Genomic DNA, 7,541 nt, shown 5'->3' with positions numbered 1-7,541 from the left:
GGCGCGCCGCCGAGAAGTGATCGGCATGCGTGTGCGTGTCGATCACGAAGCGGATGCGCAACCCATCGCGCGCGGCCAGCGCCAGGTAGCGGTCGACCTGGCTCGCCTCGGGGTCGATCAGCGCGGCGGCGCAGGTGTCCGCGCAGCCGATCAGGTAGGACTGGCAGCCGCCGGTGGCGACCTGCTCGAAGATCATGGCAGCCCCCCGGCGCCGAGCGACTTCATTGCGGCTGCTTGACGATGCGCAGATAGGGCTTGGGCGCCGTCCAGCCCTCGGGGAACAGCGTCTTCGCGTCCTCGTCGGACACCGAGCCGGCGATGATCACATCGTCGCCCGGTTGCCAGTTCACCGGCGTGGCGACCTTGTGCTTCTGAGTGAGCTGCATCGAGTCGAGCACGCGCAGGATCTCGTCGAAGTTGCGGCCGGTGGTCATCGGGTAGGTGAGCATCAGCTTGATCTTCTTGTCCGGGCCGATGACGAACACCGAGCGCACCGTCGCGTTGGTGGCCGCGGTGCGGCCTTCCGAGCTGCCGCCTTCATCGGCGGGCAGCATGTTGTAGAGCTTGGCGACCGCGAGGTCGGCGTCACCGATCATCGGGTAGCGCGGCAGATGGCCTTGGGTTTCCTCGATGTCCCGGGCCCAGCGCTCGTGGTTCTCGACCGGGTCGACCGAGAGGCCGATGAGCTTGCAGTTGCGCCGACTGAACTCCGGCTCGATCTTGGCCATGTAGCCCAGTTCGGTGGTGCATACCGGCGTGAAGTCCTTGGGGTGCGAGAACAGGATCGCCCAGCTGGCGCCGATCCACTCGTGGAAATCGATCGTGCCCTGGGTCGTCTTGGCGGTGAAGTTGGGCGCGACGTCGTTGATGCGCAGAGACATGCCAAGCTCCTCGAGCGGCCGAGCCAGGAAGCCGCAGCCGGCGACCGCCAAGCCGACGCGACGAAGCAACCAAACAATGATTATTTGCGGCGTGCCCGGCCTTTTCAAGGAGAAGTTGTCAGGACCCTCGCCGCCGTGCGTCGGCACTCGAGCGATCCTGGCGCGCTGCGGGCGCTAGCCCGGATATTTCACCAGTGGACTTGACTCGGTTGCGCGGACGGCTCGAGACTTGATTTTCAAGTCTGGGTGATGAGCTCGGGTGCAGGGTTTATCCACCGGCGGCGTGCTCGGGAGTGGCGCCCGTCTCCAGGCGGCTGAGCGTGGGCCCGCTGGCCAACGGCTCGGCGCGGCCCACGGCCGTCTGCATCACCAGATCGTTGCGCAGCACGTTGTGGTCGCACACACATCCGGGCTAGGCCGCTGCGCGCTGCCGCCACCACGCGGCATGCCACTCGCGCAACTGCGCCAGGTCCACGCGCGCCGGCGAGGTGCCGCACAGGCGCGGTGACGGTGCGGCCGGGTGGTCTAGGTCGTCGCAGACCGCGAGCGCGCCGTCGAAGGGGTGGCTGGCGAAGGCGAGGCTGCGCGTCACCAGCACCGGCACGCCGGCCGCGGTGGCCGCGGCCAGGCCGTTGGGTGAATCCTCGATCGCCAGCGTGTCTTCGGGGTCGAGGTCCAGGCCTTCCAGGCAGCGCCGGTAGACCTGCGGGTCGGGCTTGCGCAGCGGCGCGTCTTCACCGCACACCACGGTGGCAAAGTGTTCGCGCCAACCGGCGCCGAACTGCAACTCGAACAGGGCTTCGAGGTTGGAGCGCGAGGTGGTGCTGGCGATGGCAAGGCGCACGCCCGCGGTGGTGGCCTCGCGCATGAGGCGCAGCACGCCGGGGCGCAAAGGGATCGCGCCGCGCCGGGCGATTTGTGCGTAGCGGCGGTTCTTCTCGGTATGCAGCGCCGCTGCGAGACGCGCACGCTCATCGGTGTCGGTGGGCGCGGCCGGCTGCATCGCCAGGTCGTGCAGCAAACGCTCGCGCCCGCCGGTGATGCGCAGCAGTTCGGTATAGCGCGCCACGTCCCAGCGCCACGGCAAGCCGAATGATTCAAAGCTTTCGTTGAAGGCAACGCGGTGGCCGTCGCGCTCGGTCTCGGCCAGGGTGCCGTCGACGTCCCAGATCAGTGCGGCGAGCATGTGTCGTTTCCTTGGTTCAGGCGGCGGCCGGCTGCGGGTTCTGCGCAGCCATGGGGCCGCAGACGAAGTCGGCCACGGCGGGCAGGTCGGCGAACAGGCGGTCGGGGTGGGCGTTTGCGATCGGCACGCCCGCGTTGTAGCCGTGCGGCAGCGCCCAGGCGGCCACGCCGGCACGACGCGCGCATTCGACGTCGATGGCCGAGTCGCCCACATGTGCTGCAGCCTCTGCCGGTACGCCGTAGCGCGCCAGCACGTGATGCAGCACGCCGGCATCGGGCTTCTTCACCGCCAGCGTGTCGCCGCCGACGAGCAGGTCGAAGTGACGCGCCAATCCGGTGGCTTCGAGCACGCGCTCGGCGTGGCGTTGTTCCTTGTTGGTCACGCACACCAGTTGCAGGCCGCTCGAGCGCAGCCGCGCGAGCGTCTCGGCGCAGCCGGCATAGGGTCGCGCGAAACGGCCGGCGGTGTCGCCGTAGTGGCGCTCGAAGCTCGCCAGCAGCGCGTCGACCTGGCGCTGCGGCTTGCTAAACGGCGGCGCAGGCAGCACGCTCGCCAGCAGGCGCAGCATCAACTCGCGCCCGCCTTTGCCGATAAGGCCGGTGATCTCTTCGAGGCTGCGGCGCGGCAACCCCGCGTCGTCCAGGGCGCGGTTGACGGCTTCGGCGATTTCGCCGGCCGTGTCAACCAGCGTGCCGTCGAGGTCGAAGCTGATGAGCGCGACTGCGCTACTGCAGTTGCGCACGACGAATCTCCATCAGGCGCAGGATCATCGGCGTGAGGATCACCTGCATCGCCAGGTCCATCTTGCCGCCCGGCACGACGATGGTGTTGGCGCGGCTCATGAACGACTCGCCGATCATCGACAGCAGGTAGGGAAAGTCGATGCCGCGCGGGTTCTTGAAACGAATCACCGTCATGCTTTCGCCGGCGGTGGGAATGTCGCGCGCGATGAAGGGGTTGCTGGTGTCGACCACCGGCACGCGTTGGAAGTTGATGTCGGTCTCGGCGAATTGCGGGCAGATGTAGTGAACGTAGTCGGGCATGCGACGCAGGATGGTGTCGGCCACTGCCTCCATCGAGTAGCCGCGCTCGTGGGTGTCGCGGTGGATCTTCTGCGTCCACTCCAGGTTGATGATGGGCACCACGCCGAGCTTCAGGTCGGCATAACGGCCGGGGTCGATCTGCGCGGTCTTCACGCAGCCGTGCAAGCCTTCGTAGAACAGCAGGTCGGTGTCGGCCGGCGTGTCGGCCCAGGGCGTAAAGCTGCCCGGCTCCTGGCCGCGCGCGCGCGCCTCGTCCTCGCCGTGCAGGTAGAGCCGCGTCTTGCAGCGCCCGGTCTCGCCGTAGGCGCGAAACTGCCGCTCGAGCTGCTCCCACTCATTGCAGTCGGGGCCGAAATGGCTCACGCACTTGCCGTCGCGGTCGCCCTCGGCGATGACCTCCTCCATCTTGTGGCGCGAATAGCGGTGGAAGGCATCGCCCTCGATCAGCGCGGCGCGGACGCCTTCGCGGCGAAAAATGTTGTCGAAGGTGCGCTTGACGGTGCTGGTGCCCGCGCCGCTCGAGCCGGTGACGACGATGACCGGGTGGCGCCTGCTCATGACCACCCCCACGTCGCCTTGCGGCTCCTGCCCCCCGAGGGGGCGCGGGCCGGCTTGGGGCGGCCCGGCGCTCGGCCCGGCGCGCGGGTAGACGGGCCCTGCCGCATCGTCATCACGCCTGCGGCTGAATGAACAGCGAGCGCGTCTTGAACAGTTGCCAGGACACGTTCTGGCTCGGGTCGGCGTGGTAGCAGACGATGCGCTCGACTTCCTCGCGCGAGCCGAGGATGACGCACACCCGCTGCTGCAGCGCGTCGGGCACCAGGTCCAGCAGCGCGGCGCTGCCGTTGGCCGCAGCGCCACCCGCCTGCTCCATCAGCAGCGCCAGCGGCGCGGCCTCGAACATGAGGCGCAGGCGCCCCGGCCGGTAGGGCTCGCGGTTGTCGCGCGGGTCGAGCAACACGCCGCCGCGAGCAAAGATGCCGTGGACGTCGGCCACCAGGCTTTCCGACCAGCGCATGGTGAAGTCGCGGCCGCGCGGCCCGCTCTGGCCGGCCACGCATTCGGCCACGTAGCGCTGCACCGGCTTTTCCCAGAAGCGCTGGTTGGCGGGGTCCACGGCCACCGCCGTGCCGGTGGCCGGCACGGCGAGCGCGTCTTGCGTGAGCAGCCAGCGGTCGCTGCCCGGCTCGAGAGTGAACATCTGCACGCCCTCGCGCGCGCTCAGCACAAGCACCGTGCGCGGCCCGTAGATCGCGTAGCCGGCCGCCACCTGGCGCCGCCCGGGCTGCATGAAGGCGGCGGGGCTGGCGGGCGTGCCACGAAACAAATGCGGCAACACCGAGAACAAGGTGCCGAGCGGCCCGTCGCCGGCCAGCGCGCCCGCGCCTTCCCCTTCCAGCGGATTGGCGAGCACCAGGTAGGCGCCGCCGCTGCCATGCTCGGGCGAGATCACCGGCTCGCGCTGGTCATCGGTGACGAAGCCGGCCACCTGTTTGCAATCGCCGAGCGCGAGTGCAACGCATTGCTCGGCGCGCTGCGCCAGCCCCTGCACAACGCCATCGCCTGCTGCGTGGTCGAGCCCGCTGCGCGCCGCGGCGCGGCTGATCTCGGCGCAGGCCGCAGCCAGCTGGCGGATCACCTCGGCCAGTGCGGGCGGGCGGGCGGCAAGCCAGTGTTCGAGGTCGGAGGGATTCATGTGCGCTTTCCTTGCCTGCCAAGTCGGCGATCAGTGTGTGCCCGGCAACGTAGTTTCACTTGCTTTGGAGTTCCGGTTCAGGGGGAAATGGCAGCGTCGACTGCTTCGGGTTATCACGGAGAAAAACTCTCAGGCTCTCAAGCCATGGTGACCTCGTCGCTGCGCTGCGCACCGCGGTTGTCGGCCCAGGCCAGCGCGACGCGGTCGCCCGGCTTGGCGCCCTTGAGGGTGAACTGCAGGAACGGGTTCTTCGAGATCGACGTGCCCCACTGCGCGCTCATCACCGGCTTGCCGTTGAGCCGCGCGATCACTTCCTGGATGTGCCAGGGCGGCAGCACGCGGCCGGCTTCGTCCTTGCGCTGGCCGCTTTCCATCTCGTGCTTCATGAGCGCACGCACGACCGCGCCGCCGGGCGCCGCCTGCACGCGCATCAACGTGGGGCCGGTGCTCTCGGGCGCTGCGTCGGGCGTGCCGCCGCAGCCGCCGAGCGTGATGCGCACCTCCTTGCTCGCCATCAGCAGGCGGCCGTCCGCGAGCTGGGCCAGCGCGATGACCCTGGAGCTCTCTTGCATCTTCACGCGCGTCGCGAATTCCGGCTCGAGCGCGTCGCTCGGCTCGAACAGGGCCGACAGCCAGGTCGGATTGCGCTCGATGCCGAGCAGCAGCCGCTGCACGCCCGGCGCGCTGCAACCCAGCGTGATGGGCACTGCCGCGCCGTTCTCGTGCAGGTCGGGCGCCTGCAAGCTCACCTCGGGGCTGGGCGTTGGCGCACGCAGCCCGAGCGGCTCGAGCGCCGCCGCCAGCGTGCGGGCATCGAAGGCCGCGCGGCGAAAACTCGCCACGTCTTCGGCCCGTGCCCAGGGCGCCAAGGCCAGGGCGCACCACAACAGTTCGCGACGAGTCGGCATCTCGGGGTCTTGCAACGGGTCTCGCAACCGGTATTGCAATCAGTGAATGGGACAGCCGATGCTAAGGGAGCCGCAAGCGGTCTGCAGGCAAGACCGGACGCAACCCTCGAGGGCGCGCGCTGCCGACAATAGCGCCATGCTTACCTGGCTTGCCGACGTCCGCCAGCGCCTGCCCGACACGCGGCTGGCGCTGCCGCCGGGCAGTGACGCGCCCGGGCTGCTGGCGGCCGGCGCCGACCTGTCGCCGGCGCGGCTGGAAGAGGCCTATTCGCGTGGCATTTTTCCCTGGTATGCCGACGGCCAGCCGGTGCTGTGGTGGAGCCCCGACCCGCGCATGGTGCTACCGGTGGCAGCGTTTCGCGTCTCGCATTCGCTGCGCAAGACGCTCAAACGCTTCATCGCCTCGCCGTCCTGCGAGGTGCGCGTCGACAGCGCGTTCGAGCGCGTCATTGCCGCGTGTGCCGACACGCCGCGCGCGGGCCAGGACGGCACCTGGATCCAGCCCGAATTGCGCGCCGCCTACAGCGCCTGGCACCGCTCCGGCGCGGTGCATTCGTTCGAGACCTGGATCGACGGCGCTCTCGTCGGTGGCCTGTACGGCGTGAACCTCGGGCGCATGTTCTTCGGCGAGTCGATGTTCGCGCATGCCACCGACGCGTCGAAGATCGCACTGGCGGCGCTGGTGGCGTTTTGCCGCGCGCACGGCATCGCGCTCATCGACTGCCAGCAGCGCACCGATCACCTCGCCTCGTTCGGCGCGCGCGAGGTGGCGCGAGCCGCGTTCGAGGCGCATCTGGCGCACGCCGTGCCCCAGCGTGCGCCAGGGCGTTGGACCTATGATGTTCGCGACTGGGCGCACCTGCTCGGATCAGGCCCGGATCCTGCATCGTCGGATCGACCGTGACCCACCCCAAAGAACTCCCGCTCGCGTCGCTGCAGTTCTATGCGACGGCACCCTACCCCTGCAGCTACCTGGCCGGCCGGCTGGCCCGCTCGCAGGTCGCCACACCCAGCCACCTGATCCATGCCGATGCCTACTCGGGCTTGGTCGCGGGTGGTTTTCGACGCAGCGGCATGTTCACCTACCGACCCTATTGCGACGGCTGCCGCGCCTGCATTGCGCTGCGCGTGCCGGTGGCAGGTTTTGCGCCCACGCGCAGCCAGCGCCGCGCCTGGAAAGCGCACCACGCGTTGCAGTCGCGCGTGCTGCGCCTTTGCTTCGTGCCCGAGCATTACCAGCTCTACCTGCGCTACCAGGCCGGGCGGCATGCCGGCGGCGGCATGGATCACGACTCGATCGACCAGTACACGCAGTTCCTGCTGCAAAGCAGGGTGAACTCGCGCCTGGTGGAGTTCCGTGAACCGTCACCCGACGGCAGCACGCCGGGGGCGCTGAAGATGGTGTCGATCCTCGACATCCTCAGCGACGGCCTCTCGGCGGTCTACACCTTCTACGAGCCCGAGGCCGACACCAGCTACGGCACCTACAACGTGCTGTGGCAGATCGAGCAGACCCGCTCGCTCGATCTCGAGCATGTCTATCTCGGCTACTGGATCGAAGCGAGCCCGAAGATGGCCTACAAGGCACAGTTTCGGCCCAACGAGCGTCTGCTCGACGGCCAGTGGCGCGCCGAGGACGACGCCTAAAGGGTCTGCTCTCGGCAAGACGGCACGTGGTCGCTGCGCTGAATTTCGTGCTCCAAACAGGCCGCCTATCATCGGCCGCGAATCCGCTTCACGCCAATGGCCGCGCTCGCTTCAATGACCCTTCAGACCCGCCGTTCAGCAGTGCCAAGCGATACAGCCGCACCGCCATCGCGACGGATC

9 protein-coding genes and 1 pseudogene are annotated in these 7,541 nt (G+C 68.9%); 2 read left to right on the top strand and 8 right to left on the bottom strand.

Annotated elements, in window-relative coordinates:
* The 8 genes and pseudogenes from RMO12_RS01015 to soxZ all read right to left on the bottom strand — a co-directional run.
* Window positions 1-196 (bottom strand): MBL fold metallo-hydrolase (locus RMO12_RS01015; RefSeq protein ID WP_309637880.1); only part of this gene is annotated, 196 nt, incomplete at its 3' end.
* 25 nt (window positions 197-221) lie between these two features.
* A complete protein-coding gene (locus tag RMO12_RS01010; RefSeq protein ID WP_309637879.1) occupies window positions 222-881 on the bottom strand; it encodes a peroxiredoxin in 660 nt (219 codons plus the stop codon).
* A 277-nt stretch (window positions 882-1,158) separates the two neighbouring features.
* Window positions 1,159-1,284: pseudogene (locus tag RMO12_RS01005) on the bottom strand (transposase); the annotation flags it as partial.
* Between the two features lie 9 nt (window positions 1,285-1,293).
* On the bottom strand, window positions 1,294-2,067 hold the full coding sequence (locus RMO12_RS01000; RefSeq protein ID WP_309624624.1) for an HAD-IA family hydrolase: 774 nt from the start codon (window positions 2,065-2,067) through the stop codon (window positions 1,294-1,296).
* A 16-nt stretch (window positions 2,068-2,083) separates the two neighbouring features.
* A complete protein-coding gene (locus RMO12_RS00995) occupies window positions 2,084-2,809 on the bottom strand; it encodes an HAD-IA family hydrolase (RefSeq protein WP_309637878.1) in 726 nt (241 codons plus the stop codon).
* On the bottom strand, window positions 2,793-3,668 hold the full coding sequence (locus RMO12_RS00990; RefSeq protein ID WP_309637877.1) for a phosphoribulokinase: 876 nt from the start codon (window positions 3,666-3,668) through the stop codon (window positions 2,793-2,795). Before RMO12_RS00990 ends, RMO12_RS00995 begins: the two co-directional genes overlap by 17 nt.
* Before the next feature lie 112 nt (window positions 3,669-3,780).
* The gene (locus RMO12_RS00985) at window positions 3,781-4,806 is read right to left on the bottom strand and encodes a class 1 fructose-bisphosphatase (protein WP_309637876.1); all 1,026 of its coding nucleotides are present in this window, start codon (window positions 4,804-4,806) and stop codon (window positions 3,781-3,783) included.
* A 137-nt stretch (window positions 4,807-4,943) separates the two neighbouring features.
* Complete coding sequence (gene soxZ / locus RMO12_RS00980) at window positions 4,944-5,714, bottom strand: thiosulfate oxidation carrier complex protein SoxZ (protein ID WP_309637875.1); 771 nt, start codon at window positions 5,712-5,714, stop codon at window positions 4,944-4,946.
* A 136-nt stretch (window positions 5,715-5,850) separates the two neighbouring features.
* Here soxZ and aat point away from each other — a divergent pair, with 136 nt between their 5' ends.
* Together aat and RMO12_RS00970 are read left to right on the top strand one after the other, a co-directional pair.
* Complete coding sequence (gene aat, locus RMO12_RS00975) at window positions 5,851-6,618, top strand: leucyl/phenylalanyl-tRNA--protein transferase (RefSeq protein ID WP_309637874.1); 768 nt, start codon at window positions 5,851-5,853, stop codon at window positions 6,616-6,618.
* Window positions 6,615-7,361, top strand: a complete 747-nt coding sequence (locus tag RMO12_RS00970; RefSeq protein ID WP_309637873.1) for an arginyltransferase — start codon at window positions 6,615-6,617, stop codon at window positions 7,359-7,361. The genes aat and RMO12_RS00970 overlap by 4 nt, the downstream gene beginning before the upstream one ends.
* The last annotated feature ends 180 nt before the right edge of the window (window positions 7,362-7,541 follow it).

The sequence above is a fragment of the Methylibium sp. genome (assembly GCF_031393925.1).
Classification (GTDB): domain Bacteria; phylum Pseudomonadota; class Gammaproteobacteria; order Burkholderiales; family Burkholderiaceae_C; genus Methylibium.
The sequence above is the reverse complement of the archived record's forward strand: the minus strand, read 5'-3'. Positions and strand labels throughout refer to the sequence as shown.